Raw genomic sequence first — 17603 nt, 5'->3', positions numbered from 1 at the left:
TTCTGCCCAGCCAGCCAACTTCAGCCCAGGCGGTTGACCCCGCACCAGCGCGCCATGAAGACCGCGAGCACCGCGACCGTCTGCACCATGCTGTCGATGGAAACCCACTCGTCGATGCCGTGGATGTTGGCACCGCCCGAGGGGCCGTAGCAGATGGCCGGGGTGTCGCCGTAGAGGTTGAAGAACTTGGCGTCGGTGGTGCCGGTGAAAGCCGTGGGCACCAGTTCCGTGCCCACGATGTCCTTGTGGCATTGCGAGATGGCCACGACGATGGGCGCATCGGGCGGCACGTCGCAGCCGTCGGCCTGGAAGCCGCCATAGACCACCTGGTAGCTCAGCGCAGCGTGCGCCGGGTGGGCAGCATAGGCGGCGGCCAGCACGGCCTCGATCTCTGCCTTGGCCTTGCCGACCTTCATGTCGGGATAGAAGCCGATGCGCACGTCGGCCCGGCAGGCCGAGGGCACGGACGACGCCCATTCGCCGCCGCTGATCTTGCCCAGGTTGAAGTTCACCGGGTGCTGGTGGTGCGCATAGCTGCGGTAGCGCGCGCTGGGCGCGTTCCAGCGCGCTTCGAGCTTCTTGAGTTCACCGAACAGGTACATGGTGAAGTCGATGGCGCCCACGCCGGTCTGTGCCACAGAGGCGTGCACGGGCTTGCCCAGCACCTCGATGGCCAGCCACAGCACACCCATCTGGCAGGTCATGACGCCGTTGTCCGCCACCGGCTCGGTGATCACCGCGGCGTCCGCTCGGTAGCCCTCCACCAGGCAGGCCAGCGCACCGTTGCCGGTGCATTCCTCTTCGATCACCGACTGGAAGTACACCGGCGAGGCAGGTTCCAGGCCCATGGACCTGAGCGCCTTGTAGGCCATGGTGTAGGCCACGATGCCGGCCTTCATGTCCGACGCGCCGCGCCCGTAGAGGCGGTCCCCCTCGACCCGGCCGGAGAACGGTGAGCCGGTCCACAGCACTTCGGCGCCCGTGGGCACCACGTCGATGTGGCCGTTGAAGATCAGCGAGTTGCCCTTGAACGGGCCGCTGGGGCGGTGGATGCCCACCACGTTGGTGCGCCCCTCGTACGAGACCAGGGAGGGCGAGTAGCCGGGGTGGGCCTTGAGTTTCTCCTCGTCGATCTGGAACTCGTCCACCTGCAGACCCAGGCCGGCGAAAGCCCTGGCCATGAAGCTCTGCGCACTCTGCTCCTGGCCCAGCAGCGAGGGGTGGGTGACCAGTTCGCTGAGCATGGCGACGGCTTCGCCGCGCAGCGCGTGGGCGGCGGCAACGATGGCGGTTTCGCTCGCCACGAATTCAGGGGTGGTGGTGGTTTCTTGCATGGAAACCATTCTTTCACCGGGCCAGCGGGCGCGTTGTTCAGAACGGGCCGCGCACTGTCGCAATCGCGCCGATCTGAAAAGCGTCAATGCGCTTGCGCCAGCGCCCACGCCACATGCTCACGCACCAGCGCGCTCTCATGCCCGGCGCGCGACTGCAGCGCGCTGCGCAGGCCCTCGTCGTCGGGCTGCGCACGCAGGGCATTGCCCAGCGACACGGCCACGTTGCGCAGCCAGCGCTCATGGCCGATGCGGCGGATGGGCCCGCCCTCGGTCATGCGCAGAAAAGTGGCCTCGTCCCAGCCGAACAGATGCACCAGCTGCTGGCCCGACAGGCCGCTGCGCTCGTCGAAATCGGGCAGGCGGCTCACCTGCGCGAACTTGTTCCAGGGGCAGGCTAGCTGGCAATCGTCGCAGCCGTAGATGCGGTTGCCCATGGCCGCGCGGAACTCCACGGGGATGGGGCCGCCGTGCTCGATGGTCAGGTAGGAGATGCAGCGGCGCGCGTCGATGCGGTGCGGGGCGATGATGGCCTGCGTGGGGCAGATGGCTATGCAGGCGCTGCAGCTGCCGCAGTGCGCGGTGACGGGTGCGCTCTCGGGCAACTGCATGTCCACGTAGATTTCGCCCAGGAAGAACATCGAGCCCGCCTCGCGGTTGAGCACCAGCGTGTGCTTGCCGCGCCAGCCCTGGCCGCTGCGCGCAGCGAGCTCGGCCTCGAGCACGGGTGCCGAGTCGGTGAACACACGGTGGCCGAACGGGCCCACGGCCTCGGCGATACGGTCGCTGAGCTTTTGCAGCCGCGCGCGCAGCACCTTGTGGTAGTCGCGGCCCCGGGCATAGACCGAGACAATGCCCTCACCCGGGCGCGCCAGGCGCGACAGCTCCATCGCCTGCCAGTCGTCCATGGACTTGCCGCGCGGCAGATAATCCATGCGTGCCGTGATCACGCTCACGGTGCCGGGCACCAGCTCCGCCGGGCGGGCGCGGCGGGTGCCGTGGGAGGCCATGTAATGCATCTCGCCATGGAACCCTTGGGCCAGCCACTGCACCAACCCTGCTTCGGCGGCAGACAAATCCACCCCCGCCACGCCGATTTGGGAAAATCCCAGCTCGCGGGCCCACTCCTGCATTTGAGGAACGAGTTGACTGTTGCACCACATACCGGCCCGATTGTAGAAAGCCCCGCGCTCCCGGCCGCGCAGGAAAGCCCTCGCACGCAAAGCCCTCGCATCTGGCACTGGCACGGCGAGGACGACACCGCCGCCTTCGCGCAGGCGCTGGCCGCCCAGCAACCCTTGCTGGCCAACGCCTTCCTCACCCTGCACGGCGACCTGGGCGCGGGCAAGACCACGTTGGTGCGCCACCTGCTGCGTGCTTTGGGGGTGCAAGGCCGCATCAAGAGCCCCACCTACGCCGTGGTGGAGCCGCACGAGGCCCCGGGCCTGGCCCCGCACGCCACCACGGTCTGGCACTTCGACTTCTACCGCTTCGACGACCCGCGCGAGTGGGAGGACGCCGGATTCAGGGACATTTTTGCCAACCCGGGCCTCAAGGTGGCAGAATGGCCGGAAAAGGCTGTAGCGCTGACCCCGCCTGCCGACCTTGCTATACACATTGAAGCAATTGACGACACCGAAAGGCAAGTCACCGTGCATGCACACACCGCCGCCGGCCACCGGCTGCTGCAAGGACTCTGAACGAATGAAGCTGCCCGCCCGCCCGGCGCCCCGCCAGCCGTCTCGCCGCACCCTGCTGCAGACGGGCAGCCTGGTACTTTTGCTGGGCACACAGCAGATCGCGCGCGGCGCCACCATCCTGGCAGTGCGCGTCTGGCCCGCCCCCGAGTACACGCGCGTGACCATCGAATCCGATGGCAAGCTGGTGGCCAAACAGTTCTTCGTGACCACGCCGCCGCGCCTGGCTGTGGACATCGAGGGGATCGACCTGAGCCCCGAACTGCGCGAGCTGGTGGCCAAGGTCAAGCCCGACGACCCGAACATCGCCGGCATCCGCGTGGGGCAGAACGCGCCCAACGTGGTGCGCCTGGTGGTGGACCTGAAACAGCCTGCCATGCCCCAGGTGTTCACCCTGCCCCCGGTGGCCGCCTACCAGCACCGCCTGGTGTTCGACCTGTACCCTGCCGAGCCCGTGGACCCGCTGGAGGCCCTGATCGCCGAGCGCCTGCGCGATACCACGGGTGGCCGTGCAGCGCCCCCCGTGGCCGCCGCTGCCGTGCGCCCCCCTGCCGCCGCACCTACGACGGCCCCGGCCCCGCAGGCCGACCCCCTGGGAGACCTGATCGCCCAGCACGCCAACCGCCCCGGCCCGGCCCCTGCCCCGCCGCCAGCTGCGGCGGAGCCGCCTGCGCCTGTGGTGGCAGCCGCCCCGCCGGCCAAAGGAGGCGGCAACCGCGCCACGTCCACGCAGACCGACCGCATCATCATCGTGGCACTGGACCCTGGGCACGGCGGCGAGGACCCTGGCGCCATCGGGCCCGGTGGCACGCGCGAGAAGGACGTGGTGCTGCGCGTGGCCCACCTGCTGCGCGACCGCATCAACGCCACCACCGTGGGTGGCAACCCCATGCGCGCCTTCCTCACGCGCGACGGCGACTTCTTCGTGCCCTTGGGCACACGCGTGGAAAAGGCCCGCCGCGTGCAGGCCGACCTGTTCGTGAGCATCCACGCCGACGCCTTCACCACGCCGGCGGCCCGCGGTGCCAGCGTGTTCGCGCTGAGCCAGAGCGGCGCATCGAGCACGGCCGCACGCTGGCTGGCCAACAAGGAGAACCAGGCCGACCTGGTGGGCGGCCTGAACGTGCAGAGCCAGGACCGCCATGTGCAGCGCATGCTGCTGGACATGAGCACCACGGCGCAGATCAACGACAGCCTGAAACTCGGCAGCGTGCTGCTGGGCGAGATCGGCAGCATGGCCAAGCTGCACAAGCCGCGCGTGGAGCAGGCCGGCTTTGCCGTGCTCAAGGCGCCCGACATCCCCAGCGTGCTGGTGGAGACCGCCTTTATCAGCAACCCCGAGGAAGAGGCCAAGCTGCGCAGCAGCGCCTACCAAGTGCAGCTGGCCGACGCGCTGATGCGCGGCATCACGCGCTACTTCGCCAAGAACCCGCCGCTGGCGCGCAGCCGGTCGGTGTAGTCGATTGCCCTCTTCAGCAGTGCGTGGCTTGCCTCATGCAGCCTTCGCAGGCACAGTGGGAGCCACGGCCCCACGACAACGGTGAAGGAGAAGAACCATGGCACTGCCCCACGCACAATCCGGAGAAGTGGCCAGCGTGCGCCCCCTGGGCGCACAACTGGCCAGCGCCACCACCTCGGCCATCCTCAAGGCCGGCCAGCTGGAGGTGATGCGCGTGGTGCTGCCCGCAGGCAAGGCCATGCGCGAGCACCAGACCCAGGGCGAGGCCACCGTGCAGTGCCTGGAAGGCGCCGTGGAGTTCCACGCCGGCGATTCGGTGCAGCTGCTGCAGCCTGGCGACTTCGTGCACCTGGCACCGCGCTCGCCACATGCACTCAAGGCGGTCAAGGACTCGTCGGTGCTGCTGACGATCTGCCTGCTGCCGGGCTGAGTTCAGGAAAGCCGGAAGACACTCACGATCTCGGCCAGGCGCGCCGCCTGGTGCTTGAGGCTGTCGGCTGCGGCAGCGCTCTGCTCGACCAGCGCGGCGTTCTGCTGCGTGACCTGGTCGAGCTGGGTCACGGCCTCGCCGACCTGGCCGATGCCGATGGTCTGCTCGCCCGTGGCGCTGGAGATCTCGGCGATCAGGTCGCTCACGCGCTGCACTTGGGCCACGATGTCTTGCATGCTGGCTCCGGCATCGGCCACCAGGCGGGTGCCGTTGTCCACGCGTTCGGCGCTGGCACCGATCAGGCCCTTGATCTCCTTGGCGGCCTCGGCGCTGCGGCCGGCCAGGCTGCGCACTTCGCTGGCCACCACGGCAAAGCCCCGGCCCTGCTCACCGGCACGGGCCGCTTCCACCGCTGCATTGAGCGCCAGGATGTTGGTCTGGAAGGCGATGCCGTCGATGACGCTGATGATATCGGTGATCTTCTTCGATGCCACCGAAATGTCCTGCATGGTGGCCACCACCTGGCCCACCACTTCGCCGCCCTTGACCGCCGCCTGCGATGCCGTGCCCGCCAGCGTGGCGGCCTTGCGCGCCGTATCGGCATTGTTCTTCACGGTGCTGGTGATCTCCTCCATCGAGGCCGCCGTTTCTTCCAGGTTGCTGGCCTGTTCCTCGGTGCGCTGGCTCAGGTCGGCGTTGCCCATGGCGATCTCGCTGGAGCCGGTGGCAATGGAGTCGCTGCTCTGGCGCACGGCACCCACGATGCGCACCAGCGACGTCTGCATGTGCTGCATGGCCTGCATCATCTCGGCCACCTCGCCACGGCCCTGCACGGCGATGTGCTGCGACAGATCGCCCTCGCCGATGTTGCGCGCCACTGCGGCCACCCCGTTCAACGAAGCGCGGATGCGCCGCACCACCACCCAGGACAGCAGCATCAGCAGCGCGAGACCCACCACGCCAGCCACCAGCACCGTGGTGCGGTAGGAGCGGATCAGGCCGGAAGCCTCGGCGGCCTGGTCGGCCGAACGCTGGACCTGGTAGGCAACCATCTTGTCGGCCACCGCGTTGTACTGGTTGACCACCGGGACAAAGGTGGACAGGGCAAACGACTTGGCAGCCGCCATGTCGCCCCCCTTCTTGATCGCCAGGGCCTTGTCACGCGTTTCCAGGTAAGGCTTGCGCACCGTGGCCAGTTCTTCCTGAATGCGCAGGCCCTCGGGGCTGGACTCCAGTTCGGTGTAGCGCTTTTGCACCTGCGAGGTGTCGGCCGTGGTGGCTGCGATCAGGTCCTTGAAGAAGTTCTGCAGATCGTCGCCATCGGATTGCACGACCGAGAACACCCGCGTGGAATTGACTGCAATGTTGCTGCGCCAGCGCAGCGCCAGTTGCAGGCGCTCCACCTGCTCACTGGCCAAGTGGTCCACCGTGGCACCCAGGTGCTGCACACGCACCAGGCTGAGCGCCAGCACAACGATGAGCACGGCCGCCGCCAGGGCCACGACCAGGCTGATCTGCTGGGCCACCGTGAGTTGCCCTCCCCAGGTGCTGTTGCTGCGGGGTGATGGAAGTGCGGGGTTGCCCATGGTGTGTCTCCTTGCTTGTTATGGCCGCGTTGGCGGCAGCAGTCTTCTGCTGGAATGAGCGCAGCATAACCCTCCCCCGGCACCACCTGGCCATCGACAAGTGCCTCGCGTGCACAATTTTTGGGGACACGGCGCCCGGACAGGGTCCTACAGCCGCTGCCCCCGGGTACCTACACCGCAAAAACGCCTGGCGCGTGACAGTAGAGGCACAGGTCGAACACCGAAAGCCCACGGGTTTTTGAACTTCAAGGCCTGACTCCACCCACCGCAAAGGAATCCCGCCATGACCAATACCCTTCGAACCCTTCTCGTCGCCGCTTCCGCCACCGCCGCCCTGGCCATGGGCGGTTGCGCCTCCAACCCCACCAACGCACAGGTCGGCACCGGGGTTGGTGCCGTGGTCGGCGGTGCAGCCGGCAACGCCATCTTCGGTGGCCCCGTGGGCACCATCGGCGGTGCCGCCGCCGGCGCCTTGGTGGGCCACGAAATCGGTGAAGACCGCGACCAACGCCACTACTATCGCCGTTGATCTGGAGGGCTGAACCACAGCCCCCGACCATGCAAAAAGCGCCGCCATCTCGCGATGGGCGGCGCTTTGTGCATGGGGGCAATGGATCAGGCCATGGCCTTGGCCTTGCGCCCGGCCCGCCAGGCACCAAAGATCGCGATCAGCCCGGGAATGAAGATCATGGCCCAGATGATCTTGTCCAGGTTCTCCTTGACCCAGGCGAAATTGCCAAAGAAGTAGCCCGCCGTGGCGATGCCCAGCACCCACAGCAGGGCGCCGCCCACATTGAACGCCGTGAACTTGCTGCGCGACATTTCGGCCACGCCGGCCACGAAGGGCGCGAAGGTGCGGATGAAGGGCATGAAGCGCGCGATCACGATGGTGATGCCGCCGTAGCGCTCATAGAACTCATGGGCCTGGTTGAACGCCCGGCGGTTGAACCAGCGCGAATCCTCCCACTGGAAGACCTTGGGCCCGAAATAGCGGCCTATGGAGTAGTTGCACTGGTCCCCGAGGATGGCGGCCACGATCAGCACCGCACAGGCCAGCGGAAAGTTCATGAGCCCCGCACCGCACAGCGCGCCCACGATGAACAGCAGCGAGTCGCCGGGCAGGAAGGGCATGACCACGACTCCCGTCTCGACGAAGACGATGATGAACAGCAGCGCATAGACCCAGGGCCCGTAGTTCTGCACGAACATCTCGAGGTACTTGTCCACGTGCAGGATGAAGTCGATCAGGAAGGTGATGAGTTCCATGGGGTCCGGGGCTGTTGAGGGCAGCGCGCATTATCCCCACCGGCATCCAGCCCCTGCCGGCAAGTCCCCACGGCAACCGGACCTAAAATCCGCAGGGTGACCTCCAACGCCCTTCCCTCCCCCGCAGCAGAACCCTCCGCCCGCCGTCCCATCCGCGACCTGCCCGACGAGCTGATCAGCCAGATCGCGGCCGGCGAGGTGGTCGAGCGCCCCGCTTCCGTCGTGCGCGAGCTGGTGGACAACGCGCTGGACGCGGGTGCCACGCAGGTCACCGTACGGCTGTCGGCCGGTGGCGTGCGCCTGATCACGGTGGAGGACGATGGCGGCGGCATTCCACAGGACGAGCTGCCGGTGGCCCTGCGCCGCCACGCCACGAGCAAGATCACCAACCTCACGGACCTGGAGACCGTGGCCACCATGGGCTTTCGCGGCGAGGCCCTGGCTGCCGTGGCCTCGGTGTCCGAGATGTCGCTGCTGTCGCGCCCGGCCAGCCAGGCCACGGCCTTTCTGCTCGATGCGCGCAGCGGCGAGCTGCGCCCTGCGGCACGCGCCACCGGCACCACGGTGGAGGTCAAGGAATTGTTCTTTTCCACCCCCGCGCGGCGCAAGTTCCTCAAGACCGATTCCACGGAGCTTGCGCACTGCATTGAATCCGTGCGCCGCCATGCACTGGCCCGGCCCGACGTGGGCTTTGCCATCTGGCACGAGGGCAAGCTGGTCGAGCAGTGGCGCGCCACCTTCGTGCCGGGCCAGGGCAGCGATGCGCAGAATGCGCTGGCAAGGCGCCTGTCCGACGTGCTGGGCGAGGACTTCGTGACCCAATCGGTGGCTGTGCAGCACCGCTCGGGCGCGGTTACCGTGACCGGCCGCGCCGGCCTGCCCGACGCGGCACGCTCGCGCGCAGACCACCAGTATTGCTATGTGAACGGCCGCTTCGTGCGCGACAAGGTGCTTACGCACGCGGCGCGCAGTGCGTATGAAGACGTGCTGCACGGCCACAAGCAGCCGGTGTATGCGCTGTATGTGGAGATCGACCCGGCGCGTGTGGACGTGAACGTGCACCCCACCAAGATCGAGGTGCGCTTTCGCGACAGCCGCGAGGTGCACCAGGCCGTTCGCCACGCGGTGGAGAATGCACTGGCCGCGCCCCGTGCCGCAGCCCTGGCCGCTGCCGCCCTGGCCGCAGAAGCGGCCCCTGCGGCCACAGAACCAGCCCCCTTCACCCTGGCCAAGTCGCCGCTGCCCGACTGGCGCGCCCAGTCGGCCATGCGCTTCGAGGAGCCCGTGGGCCACCGCGTGACAGACCTGCAGGCGTTGTGGGGCACGCCGGCAACCGCCACCCCGGTCCCGTCCACCGGCTTCGCCAGTGCAGCACTGCAGGCCGATGCGCCGGTCGCCGAGCGCACGGCATTCCCTGCCAGCAGCCTTGCAGCGGCAGCACCTGCGACACCGCTGCCCCAGCGCTCGGCGGGCGATGCCCCCCTGCCCGTGGGCCGCGATGGCCAGGAATCCGCCTGGCCCCTGGGCCGGGCCGTGGCGCAGTTGCATGGTGTCTACATCCTGGCAGAGAACGCGCAGGGCATGGTCATCGTGGACATGCATGCCGCGCACGAGCGCATCGTCTATGAGCGCCTGAAATCCCAGGTGGACAGCGGCGCGCGCATTGCCAGCCAGCCCCTCTTGATCCCCGCCACCTTCGCGGCCACGCCCGAAGAGGTGGCCACGGCCGAGGCCAGCGTGGACGTGCTGGCCATGCTGGGGCTGGAGGTCGTGCCCTTCTCGCCCAAGACGCTGGCCGTGCGAGCCGTGCCCACCACGCTGGCCCAGGGCGACGCCGTGGAGCTGGCGCGCAGCGTGCTGGCCGAGCTGGCCGCGCACGACGCGACCACGGTGGTGCAGCGCGCGCGCAATGAGATCCTGGGCACCATGGCCTGCCATGGCGCGGTGCGCGCCAACCGCCGGCTCACCATCGACGAGATGAACGCCCTGCTGCGCCAGATGGAAACCACCGACCGTTCGGACCAGTGCAACCATGGCCGCCCCACCTGGCGCCAGCTGTCCATGCGTGAGCTGGACGCGCTGTTCCTGCGCGGGCGCTAGCCGCCGACTGCATAGCCAAGGAGCATGCCGCAAGAGCGCGCTCCTCAGCCAACCTACGACCACCATGCGTAACCACCTGACACCCGGGGGCCTTGCCCGCCTTCCCAGCCGAGCCCGCCAATGGGGCACTGCGGCTGCCCTGGCCATCGTGCTGCCGGCAGAGGCCGGACGCCCTCTGAGCGTGGACGATGCGGGCGTTGCAGAACAGGCAGGAGGCCAGTTGGAAGCGTGGTGGGAAGGAGGCCGCGGCACAAAGGGCAGCGCCTACCTCGCCCCAGCCTATTCGCCCTGGCAGGGCGTGGAGCTGGGCGCCGTGCTGGCGCGCGACTTCGAGGGCCACGCCACAGTGCAGGGACTGCAGGTCAAATGGTTGTGGAATGCGTCGCAGGAGCAGGGATGCAACGCCGCCAGCACGGGCGGCCTGCTGCACACCCGCCACGCACCCGGCAACACCCTGGCCCTGGGCCTGGTAGGCACCTGCAATACGGCCTGGGGCGCCCTGCATGCCAACCTGGGTGCCCTGCGGCTACCAGCGCGGCACTGGATTCCCGCCTGGGGCTTTGCGGTGGAGCGCGCCTTGGGCCCCATCACCGTGCACACCGAAGCCTTTGGCCAGCGCGGCAGCGCCCCCACCTTCCAGACAGGGGCCCGGTGGGAGTGGGCACCGCAGTGGCAAATCGACGGCAGCCTAGGCCGACAGCAGGGCCGCACGCTGCTGAGCATGGGTATCCAGCGCGGTTTCTGAGGGTTCGCCCGCGCAGAAAAAAGCCCGCACGCGGCGGGCTCAGGGCAAAAGCAACACAGCTCAATTGTCGCGAGCGGCCTTGGCCTGGTCGGGGAAGTCGCTGAACAGGCCATCCACACCCAGGTTGAAGAACAGCTTGTACTCGGCCTTGGGGTCGCCCTTGAAGTCCGAGGCGAGCTGCTTGGGTTCGCTGCGGAAGGTGTAGGGGTGCACGAACAGGCCTTCGGCGTGGGCGTTCTTCACCACGTCGGTCGGGGGCAGCATCACGCGGTCGCGGTTGTCGATGATGCCGTCGCCGTTCAGGTCGTCGGCCTTGCCGTCGTTGTTGGCATCCACCTGCTTCGAAGGAATCAGGTACGGCTTCCAGGGGCCGATGCCGTCGGCGTAGGTCTTCACTTCCTTCAGACCGGCCGGGGTCAGCAGGCTGGCGAAGGTGCGGGCATCGCCGGCCACGGCGAAGTCGTAAGGCTTGTCGTAGGGGGCCACCAGCGACATGCTTCCGTCGGCCTTCACGTCGTCCGCGTCGACCAGTTGCACAAGGCGCACCTGGGTCTTGCTGCGCAGGTACTTGAGGTTCGCGACCTCGAACGACTGGATGATCACCGGCGAGTTCTTGGCCGTGTAGCCGTTCTTGGCCAGGATGGACAGCAGGCGGTCTTCGAGCGCCAGGTTCAGGCCCACGTGGTAGGTAGGGTGCTTGGTCTCGGTGTACACGCCCACCGTGCGGTTGGCCTTGGCGCCTTCGGTCTTGGCCAGTTCCAGGATTTCCTCGTAGGTGGGGATCAGGAACTTGCCGTTGTTGGACTGGTCGCGGTCGGCCATGGGCTGCACGGCACGCAGGGTCTTGATCTCGGCCAGGGTGAAGTCGCTGGCGAACCAGCCTTCTTCCTTCACACCGTCCACGGTCTTCTGGGTCTTGCGGCTGGCGAACTCGGGGCGCTGCGAGACGTCGGTGGTGGCCGTGATGTTGGGCTCATGGCGCGCGATCAGCACACCGTCCTTGGTGGCCACGAGGTCGGGCTCGATGAAGTCGGCGCCCAGTTCGATGCCGCGGCGGTAGCTTTCCAGCGTGTGCTCGGGCAGGTAGCCGCTGGCACCGCGGTGGCCAATGACCAGGGGCGTGGCGCCATTGAGCGTGGGGTATTTGGAATCGTTGTCGCCACCGCAGGCCGTGAGTGCCACGGCGGCCAAAAGGGCCAGTGAACCGGCTTTCGCACCAGTAATGTGCATCGTCTTCTCCTCGTGTTGTGGATTGGAATCGCCGAACTGTGGGGCCGGCTTGTGACAAGACCGTGACGCCCCATTACAGGGCATTTCAGCCATCAAAGCCAGGGCTTGCGCACCACATTGAAGCAATACAGCCGTCATAATCCCCACAATTGTGCATTTGCACACATGAGTTCATGACTTTTTGACATAACCCGCGGGTCTGGCTATTTCCGCCGGGCCTTTTCCTCCTCCCTGAAGAAAGCCTTTCTCTGATATGAAGTACGAGTCCGCTGGCAGTTTCCTTGCGCAAGTGGCGCAGCGCAACCCCCATCAACCCGAGTTTTTGCAGGCTGTCACAGAAGTCATGGAGAGCCTGTGGCCCTTCATCGCCCAGCACCCGCGCTATGCCGAGCATGGCCTGCTGGAGCGCCTGGTGGAGCCCGAGCGCGTGGTGATGTTCCGCGTCTCCTGGGTGGACGACCATGGCACGGTGCAGGTCAACCGCGGTTACCGTATCCAGCACAGCATGGCGATCGGCCCCTACAAGGGCGGTTTGCGCTTCCACCCCTCGGTGAACCTGTCGGTGCTCAAATTCCTGGCGTTCGAGCAAACCTTCAAGAACGCGCTGACCACCCTGCCCATGGGCGGCGGCAAGGGGGGCTCGGATTTCGACCCCAAGGGCAAGAGCCCCGGGGAGGTGATGCGTTTTTGCCAGGCCTTCGTCTCGGAGCTGTTCCGCCATGTGGGTGCGGACACCGACGTTCCGGCCGGCGACATCGGCGTGGGCGGGCGCGAGGTGGGCTTCATGGCCGGCATGATGAAGAAGCTCAGCAACCGGGCCGACTGCGTGTTCACGGGCAAGGGCCTGTCGTTCGGTGGCTCGCTGGTGCGCCCCGAGGCCACGGGCTACGGCACGGTGTACTTCGCGGCAGAGATGCTCAAGCAGAAGGGCCGCAGCTTCGACGGCCTGCGCGTGTCGGTCTCCGGCTCGGGCAATGTGGCGCAGTACGCGGTGGAAAAAGCCCTGGAGCTGGGCGCCAAGGTGGTCACGGTGTCCGACTCCAGCGGCACCATCGTCGATGAGGAAGGCTTCACCACCGAGAAGCTGGCCATTCTGATGGACGTGAAAAACCACCACTACGGGCGCGTGGCCGACTATGCGGCCCGCACCGGCGCGAAGTTCGAGGCCGGCGTGCGCCCCTGGCATGTGCCGGTGGACGTGGCCCTGCCCTGCGCCACGCAGAACGAACTCGATGCCGACGACGCGGCCGTGCTGATCAGGAACGGCGTCATCTGCGTGGCCGAAGGCGCCAACATGCCATCGACCATCGAGGCAGCCAAGGCCTTCGAGGCGGCGGGCGTGCTCTACGCACCCGGCAAGGCCAGTAACGCGGGTGGCGTGGCCACTTCGGGACTGGAGATGAGCCAGAACGCGGCCCGCCTGTCCTGGCCACGCGAAGAGGTGGACGCGCGCCTGCTGCAGATCATGCAGGGCATCCATGCCGCCTGCCTGCGCTACGGCAAGCGCGCCGACGGCAGCGTGAGCTATGTGGACGGGGCCAACGTGGCAGGCTTCGTGAAGGTGGCCGACGCGATGCTGGCGCAAGGCGTGGTGTAGCCATCAACGGCATCCAAAATCCCGCCAAAAGCGGGAAATAGGTAACAAAAGGGAGGCAAGGCCTCCAATGCCAGTAAGTTAAGCAAAGCCCCTTCGGGGTCTTTGTTGTTTGTACAGTGCAGACTTCAATCAATCGAGCTTTGGCCATAGCGGTCAAGCGATAGCCAATGCTGCTGCAAGAGTACCTGAGCGATACCCACGACTTCGCAACCCCCGAGCAATGGGGCGTAGTTCAAAGCAGCGTACCCCAACAGTGGATTGAACAGGCCCTGCAGATGAGTGGCGTGGCAACACTGCGCAAGCGGCGATTGCCCATGGAGCAGGCACTTTGGCTGGTATTGGGTGTGGCCTTGCTCAGAGACCGTTCCATAGTGAACGTGGCCGAGGTACTGGAGTTGGCACTGCCTGGGCAGCACGATGAGCCCATCAGCTCCAGCGCGCTGAGCCAAGCGCGCCAACGGCTGGGCAGTGAGCCCCTGCAATGGCTGTTTCGACACACCGCTGCACATTGGGCGCACCAGGAGGCCGGTCGCCACCGCTGGCAAGGCTTGGCGCTGTACGCGCTTGATGGCGTGGTCTGGCGTACCCCCGACACGCAAGACAACCGCCAGCACTTTGGCTGCCAGCGCAACCACCCAGACCACCAAAGTCCCTTCCCCCTGGTGCGCATGGCCTGCCTGCTCGATGCCAGAGCACGTTTGTTGGTAGATGCCAGCCTGGATGCCTACGACACAAGTGAGTACACCTTGGCTGAACGCCTGTGGCCGCAGTTGCCGCCGAACTCGCTGGTGATGGTGGACAAAGGCTTTTACTCGGCTGGCCTGCTGTGGCCGCTGCAGCACCGCCAGGGGCGCCACTGGCTGATCCCTGCACGTGCGGGACTCAGGGGTGAGGTGGTGCAAACGCATGGCCCTGGCGATGTGAGCTTGCGCATGAAGGTCTCGCCCCAAGCTCGCAAGAAAGACCCCGGCTTGCCGCTCACGTGGGAGGTACGGGCCATCACACGCGAGCTTGATGGCAAATCCAGGACCGTGTTCACCTCCCTGGCAGACGCTGCGCGTTACAAGGCCGATGAAGTATTCGCGCTGTACCACGAGCGCTGGGAGATCGAGCTGGCTTACGGGGAGATGAAGACGGACATGCTGGGCCAGGCGATGACGTTGCGCAGCCAGCAGCCCGATGGGGTCAAGCAAGAGTTGTGGGCGACTTTGCTGATGTACAACCTGATCCGCTTGGAGATCACACGCATCGCAGACGAGGCCAAAGTCGAGCCCTGCCGAGTCAGCTTCGTCACGGCGCTGCGCTACATCGTGGATGAGTGGCTGTGGAGTTCAGGCTCGCGCACTCCTGGGGCCATCCCGGCCAAGCTCGCAGCCATGAGAAAGAACATCCGCCGCTTCGTGCTGCCGCCTCGCAGGTCCCACAGGCGGTATCCGCGTGAGGTTCGAATGTCCAAGACCCAGTATCCCGTCAAGAAAAATACCGCTCAGGGTTAACTGAGCGGCATTGGGCAAGGCCTCCCTTTTTCGTAACAGGCACGATGCATGCAATGGAAATCAGAACTTTCCTACATGCACGCGAGTCAGTTCCTGCAATGAAACGCACCGCCCTCCTGCTCTCACTGGTCCTGGCCCTGGCGGTCAGTGCTGGTTGCTCGACCCTCGATGCCAAGCAGCGCGAGTGGATCTTCCAGCCCAGCAACCGCAGCTGGGGCGGCACGGGGGTGACCGAAGGCATGCAGGACGTGTGGATCGACTTCGCATCGCGAGCGACGGACAAGGCGGAGCGCCTGCACGGGCTGTGGATGCCCTCGGACCGTGCAGACGCACCGGTGCTGCTGTACCTGCATGGTGCACGCTGGAACGTGGCAGGCTCATCGCCGCGCATCCGGCGCATGCACGCACTGGGCTTTTCGGTGCTGGCCATCGACTACCGGGGGTTTGGCCAGAGCAGCGCCGGCCTGCCTTCGGAGGCCATGGCCGCCGAGGACGCGCACGCTGCCTGGGACTGGCTGGGCCAGCGCCACCCCCAGGCGGCGCGTTACATCTTCGGTCACTCGCTGGGCGGGGCCATCGCCATCGACCTGGCCCGCGAGGTCAAGGACGAAAAAGGCGTCATGGTCGAGGGGACCTTCACCAGCATCCCCGAGGTGCTCAGCACCTTCAAATGGGGCTGGTTGCCGGTGTCGGCCCTGATCACGCAGCGCTTCGAATCGGTGCGCAAGGTCTCGGAGATCGGCTCCCCACTGCTGGTGGTGCACGGCAGCCAGGACAGCCTGATCGCCCCGGCGCTCGGGCGCAAGCTGTACGACGCCGCCCAGGAGCCCAAGCGCTTCGTGCTGGTGGAGGGGGGATCGCACCACAACACCAACGACGTGGGCATGGAGATGTACCGCGAGGCCTTGGTCTCGCTGTTCCATCTCACGCCGCCCGGCTACGAGGGCGATCCCGCGCCCATCGTGGGCCTCAACGCCGAACGGCCTGCGCCAGCGCCGACCACGCCTTGAGCGTGAGCGCCTGCGTGGCCGCAGCGCTGGCCACCGGGTGCGAGGAGAGCTTGACGACCACCATCTCGGCCGCCGGGTTCACGTGGACCATCTGGCCGTGGATGCCTGAGGCCTCGTAGGCGCCGTCGGCGTTGTGCAGCACCCACCACTGGTTGCGGTAGCTGTAGCCGGGCCGCGCGGTCTGGATGCCCCGGAACTGGAACTTGGTGCGGTCGCCGCCCTTGGCCGTGTCGTCGATCACGGCCTTGTCGAAGATCTTCTGGCCGTTGAAGCTGCCGCCCAGGCGCAGCATTTCGCCAAAGCGCGCCAGATCGCGCGCCGTGGCGTTCAGGCCCGCGCCCTGCAGCGGCGTGCCCACGCTGTCCACCATCACATGGGCGTCCTCCTCCATGCCCAGCTTTTGCCAGATGTTCTCGCCCATCAGTTCCGCCCAGTGCCGGCCCGTGGCGCGCGAGACGATCCAGCCCAGCACCTCGGAATGCACGGTGCGGTAGACGAAACCTTCGCCATGCTCGCCCTCCTTCCTCAAGGTCTTGAGGAAGTCGTAGATGTTGGTTGCACCCTGGTAGCCCGGTGGGCGCGGCAGCATGCCGGCGGACCAGCTGTAGCCGAAGATTTCAGAACCTGTTCACGATCTCGCAGGGGATCGCGTTGGAGCGCAATCGGGATGAGTGGATGCTTCGGGTGCGCCGCATGGGCTCGTGCCCATGCAAGCAGCCGGGGCGTCCAATCGCCCGATTTCGCTCTAACCCGAAGGGCAGTGGCCTTGGCGGGCGGTCTGCGGCGTTGCGGCGCTTGTTGATAGCCGGGCTATCAACTGCGCACCGCGCCTTGCACACCACCCGCCAAGGCCGCTGCGCGACCCCTGGGAGATCGTGAACAGGTTCTAAGTCGTCGGGTCGGTGTACACCTCGCGAAAGCGCACGGCCCCGGTCATGTCCATGACCTCGCGCACTTTCATGTCGCCCCAGGCCGAATCGGCCAGCTCAGGCACGTATTTCGTGACCAGCGCTTCGGGGTCGATCTTGCCCTCGTGCGCCAGTTGGGCCGCCATCAGCCCCGTGAAAGACTTGGTGACCGAGAACAGCAGGTGCGGCGTCCAGGGCTTCATCTGGTTGTCGTAACGCTCGAACACCACCTTGCCCTTGTGCAGCACGACGATGGCGTCGGTGTAGGTGCGGGTGAGCCACTGGTCCACGGTGATGGGCTGGCCCTTGTCGTCGTCGAACGAGAACGCGCCCAGCGGGCGCGGGTCGGCCGGCAGGGCCGATGCAGGGGCCGCGCCCCGGCGGATATTGCGCGTGGGCTGCAGCTCGCGCAGGTGCTGCAGGGCCCAGCGCATCTGCGGGTACTTGTAGGAGTTGCTCAGGTCCACGCGCTGCGCGCCCTCGGGCGGGAAAGTGCCCATGTAGCCCAGCTTGTCGAGCGAGACCGATTCGGGTGCCGGCAGGGCCGGTGCAGCGGGAGCGGCCGCAGGCGAAGCCGGCGCCGCAGCGGGCGCCTGTGCGTGGGCGGCTGCCAAGGCCGCACCCAGCACCGCAACCAGCGCTGCACGGGCCAGGGTGCTCAGGGGGTTGCGAAATGGGGAGGGGGTCAAGGGGTGATTGCTGCGGTGCATGTGCTTGTCTTTTGTTGTTGTGGTGAGGGCCTGGCGTC

The 17603-nt window shown here is 66.8% G+C and carries 14 protein-coding genes and 2 pseudogenes; 9 read left to right on the top strand and 7 right to left on the bottom strand.

All coding sequences use genetic code 11. From position 1 onward, the window contains the following. Nucleotides 1–20 precede the first annotated feature (20 nt). Together ACSQ9E_RS04285 and queG are read right to left on the bottom strand one after the other, a co-directional pair. Nucleotides 21–1334, bottom strand: a complete 1314-nt coding sequence (locus ACSQ9E_RS04285; RefSeq protein ID WP_057202213.1) for an ArgE/DapE family deacylase — start codon at nt 1332–1334, stop codon at nt 21–23. 83 nt (nt 1335–1417) lie between these two features. Continuing rightward, complete coding sequence (queG, locus tag ACSQ9E_RS04280; RefSeq protein WP_200961109.1) at nt 1418–2464, bottom strand: tRNA epoxyqueuosine(34) reductase QueG; 1047 nt, start codon at nt 2462–2464, stop codon at nt 1418–1420. Nucleotides 2465–2476: 12 nt separating this feature from the next. Here queG and tsaE point away from each other — a divergent pair, with 12 nt between their 5' ends. From tsaE to ACSQ9E_RS04265, 3 genes are all read left to right on the top strand, one after another. Then, nucleotides 2477–3031: a tRNA (adenosine(37)-N6)-threonylcarbamoyltransferase complex ATPase subunit type 1 TsaE gene (tsaE, locus tag ACSQ9E_RS04275; protein WP_436216989.1), complete on the top strand. Its 555-nt coding sequence runs from the start codon at nt 2477–2479 to the stop codon at nt 3029–3031. A 4-nt stretch (nt 3032–3035) separates the two neighbouring features. Beyond that, nucleotides 3036–4487, top strand: a complete 1452-nt coding sequence (locus tag ACSQ9E_RS04270) for an N-acetylmuramoyl-L-alanine amidase (RefSeq protein WP_436216988.1) — start codon at nt 3036–3038, stop codon at nt 4485–4487. Nucleotides 4488–4584: 97 nt separating this feature from the next. Continuing rightward, nucleotides 4585–4917, top strand: coding sequence for a cupin domain-containing protein (locus ACSQ9E_RS04265; protein ID WP_057268183.1), 333 nt, complete (start codon nt 4585–4587; stop codon nt 4915–4917). A 2-nt stretch (nt 4918–4919) separates the two neighbouring features. On the opposite strand, the gene ACSQ9E_RS04260 is transcribed toward ACSQ9E_RS04265, so the two are convergent. Then, entirely contained in the window at nt 4920–6503 is a 1584-nt protein-coding gene (locus ACSQ9E_RS04260) for a methyl-accepting chemotaxis protein (protein ID WP_436216987.1), read from the bottom strand. A gap of 283 nt (nt 6504–6786) precedes the next feature. Between ACSQ9E_RS04260 and ACSQ9E_RS04255 the strand changes: the two genes are divergently transcribed. Then, nucleotides 6787–7032 carry a glycine zipper 2TM domain-containing protein gene (locus ACSQ9E_RS04255; RefSeq protein ID WP_057202209.1) on the top strand — a complete coding sequence of 82 codons (246 nt, stop codon included), beginning with the start codon at nt 6787–6789 and terminating at the stop codon, nt 7030–7032. Nucleotides 7033–7118: 86 nt separating this feature from the next. On the opposite strand, the gene ACSQ9E_RS04250 is transcribed toward ACSQ9E_RS04255, so the two are convergent. After that, nucleotides 7119–7769, bottom strand: coding sequence for a DedA family protein (locus ACSQ9E_RS04250; RefSeq protein ID WP_436216986.1), 651 nt, complete (start codon nt 7767–7769; stop codon nt 7119–7121). A gap of 96 nt (nt 7770–7865) precedes the next feature. Between ACSQ9E_RS04250 and mutL the strand changes: the two genes are divergently transcribed. Beyond that, nucleotides 7866–9869 carry a DNA mismatch repair endonuclease MutL gene (gene mutL, locus ACSQ9E_RS04245; protein WP_436216985.1) on the top strand — a complete coding sequence of 668 codons (2004 nt, stop codon included), beginning with the start codon at nt 7866–7868 and terminating at the stop codon, nt 9867–9869. A 64-nt stretch (nt 9870–9933) separates the two neighbouring features. After that, complete coding sequence (locus tag ACSQ9E_RS04240) at nt 9934–10614, top strand: hypothetical protein (RefSeq protein ID WP_436216984.1); 681 nt, start codon at nt 9934–9936, stop codon at nt 10612–10614. 60 nt (nt 10615–10674) lie between these two features. Here ACSQ9E_RS04240 and ACSQ9E_RS04235 read toward each other — a convergent pair whose 3' ends face one another. Next, a complete protein-coding gene (locus ACSQ9E_RS04235; protein WP_057202205.1) occupies nt 10675–11844 on the bottom strand; it encodes a glycerophosphodiester phosphodiesterase in 1170 nt (389 codons plus the stop codon). A 253-nt stretch (nt 11845–12097) separates the two neighbouring features. Between ACSQ9E_RS04235 and gdhA the strand changes: the two genes are divergently transcribed. The 3 genes from gdhA to ACSQ9E_RS04220 all read left to right on the top strand — a co-directional run bounded on the left by gdhA (nt 12098) and on the right by ACSQ9E_RS04220 (nt 15947). Continuing rightward, nucleotides 12098–13441: an NADP-specific glutamate dehydrogenase gene (gene gdhA / locus ACSQ9E_RS04230; protein WP_436216983.1), complete on the top strand. Its 1344-nt coding sequence runs from the start codon at nt 12098–12100 to the stop codon at nt 13439–13441. 167 nt (nt 13442–13608) lie between these two features. After that, on the top strand, nt 13609–14937 hold the full coding sequence (locus ACSQ9E_RS04225) for an IS4 family transposase (protein ID WP_436216982.1): 1329 nt from the start codon (nt 13609–13611) through the stop codon (nt 14935–14937). A gap of 98 nt (nt 14938–15035) precedes the next feature. Next, nucleotides 15036–15947: an alpha/beta hydrolase gene (locus tag ACSQ9E_RS04220; RefSeq protein ID WP_057267910.1), complete on the top strand. Its 912-nt coding sequence runs from the start codon at nt 15036–15038 to the stop codon at nt 15945–15947. On the opposite strand, the pseudogene ACSQ9E_RS04215 reads toward ACSQ9E_RS04220, so the two are convergent. Both ACSQ9E_RS04215 and ACSQ9E_RS04210 read right to left on the bottom strand, forming a co-directional pair. Continuing rightward, nucleotides 15907–16566, bottom strand: a pseudogene (locus tag ACSQ9E_RS04215) (serine hydrolase domain-containing protein); the annotation flags it as partial. The gene ACSQ9E_RS04220 and the pseudogene ACSQ9E_RS04215 sit on opposite strands and share 41 nt — an antisense overlap. Nucleotides 16567–16836: 270 nt before the next feature. Then, nucleotides 16837–17565, bottom strand: a pseudogene (locus ACSQ9E_RS04210) (serine hydrolase domain-containing protein); the annotation flags it as partial. Between the last annotated feature and the right edge of the window lie 38 nt (nt 17566–17603).

This window comes from Acidovorax sp. LjRoot118 (genome assembly GCF_964253575.1).
In the GTDB taxonomy this organism is placed as follows: domain Bacteria; phylum Pseudomonadota; class Gammaproteobacteria; order Burkholderiales; family Burkholderiaceae_C; genus Acidovorax.
The sequence above is the reverse complement of the archived record's forward strand: the minus strand, read 5'-3'. Positions and strand labels throughout refer to the sequence as shown.

Coding starts and splice junctions, on each gene's coding strand:
- ACSQ9E_RS04285 (WP_057202213.1), bottom strand. CDS start 1,334: ATGCAAGAAACCACCACCACCCCTGAATTCGTGGCGAGCGAAACCGCC.
- ACSQ9E_RS04220 (WP_057267910.1), top strand. CDS start 15,036: ATGAAACGCACCGCCCTCCTGCTCTCACTGGTCCTGGCCCTGGCGGTC.
- ACSQ9E_RS04255 (WP_057202209.1), top strand. CDS start 6,787: ATGACCAATACCCTTCGAACCCTTCTCGTCGCCGCTTCCGCCACCGCC.
- ACSQ9E_RS04240 (WP_436216984.1), top strand. CDS start 9,934: ATGCGTAACCACCTGACACCCGGGGGCCTTGCCCGCCTTCCCAGCCGA.
- gdhA (WP_436216983.1), top strand. CDS start 12,098: ATGAAGTACGAGTCCGCTGGCAGTTTCCTTGCGCAAGTGGCGCAGCGC.
- ACSQ9E_RS04250 (WP_436216986.1), bottom strand. CDS start 7,769: ATGGAACTCATCACCTTCCTGATCGACTTCATCCTGCACGTGGACAAG.
- queG (WP_200961109.1), bottom strand. CDS start 2,464: ATGCAGGAGTGGGCCCGCGAGCTGGGATTTTCCCAAATCGGCGTGGCG.
- ACSQ9E_RS04260 (WP_436216987.1), bottom strand. CDS start 6,503: ATGGGCAACCCCGCACTTCCATCACCCCGCAGCAACAGCACCTGGGGA.
- ACSQ9E_RS04265 (WP_057268183.1), top strand. CDS start 4,585: ATGGCACTGCCCCACGCACAATCCGGAGAAGTGGCCAGCGTGCGCCCC.
- ACSQ9E_RS04235 (WP_057202205.1), bottom strand. CDS start 11,844: ATGCACATTACTGGTGCGAAAGCCGGTTCACTGGCCCTTTTGGCCGCC.
- ACSQ9E_RS04225 (WP_436216982.1), top strand. CDS start 13,609: ATGCTGCTGCAAGAGTACCTGAGCGATACCCACGACTTCGCAACCCCC.
- ACSQ9E_RS04270 (WP_436216988.1), top strand. CDS start 3,036: ATGAAGCTGCCCGCCCGCCCGGCGCCCCGCCAGCCGTCTCGCCGCACC.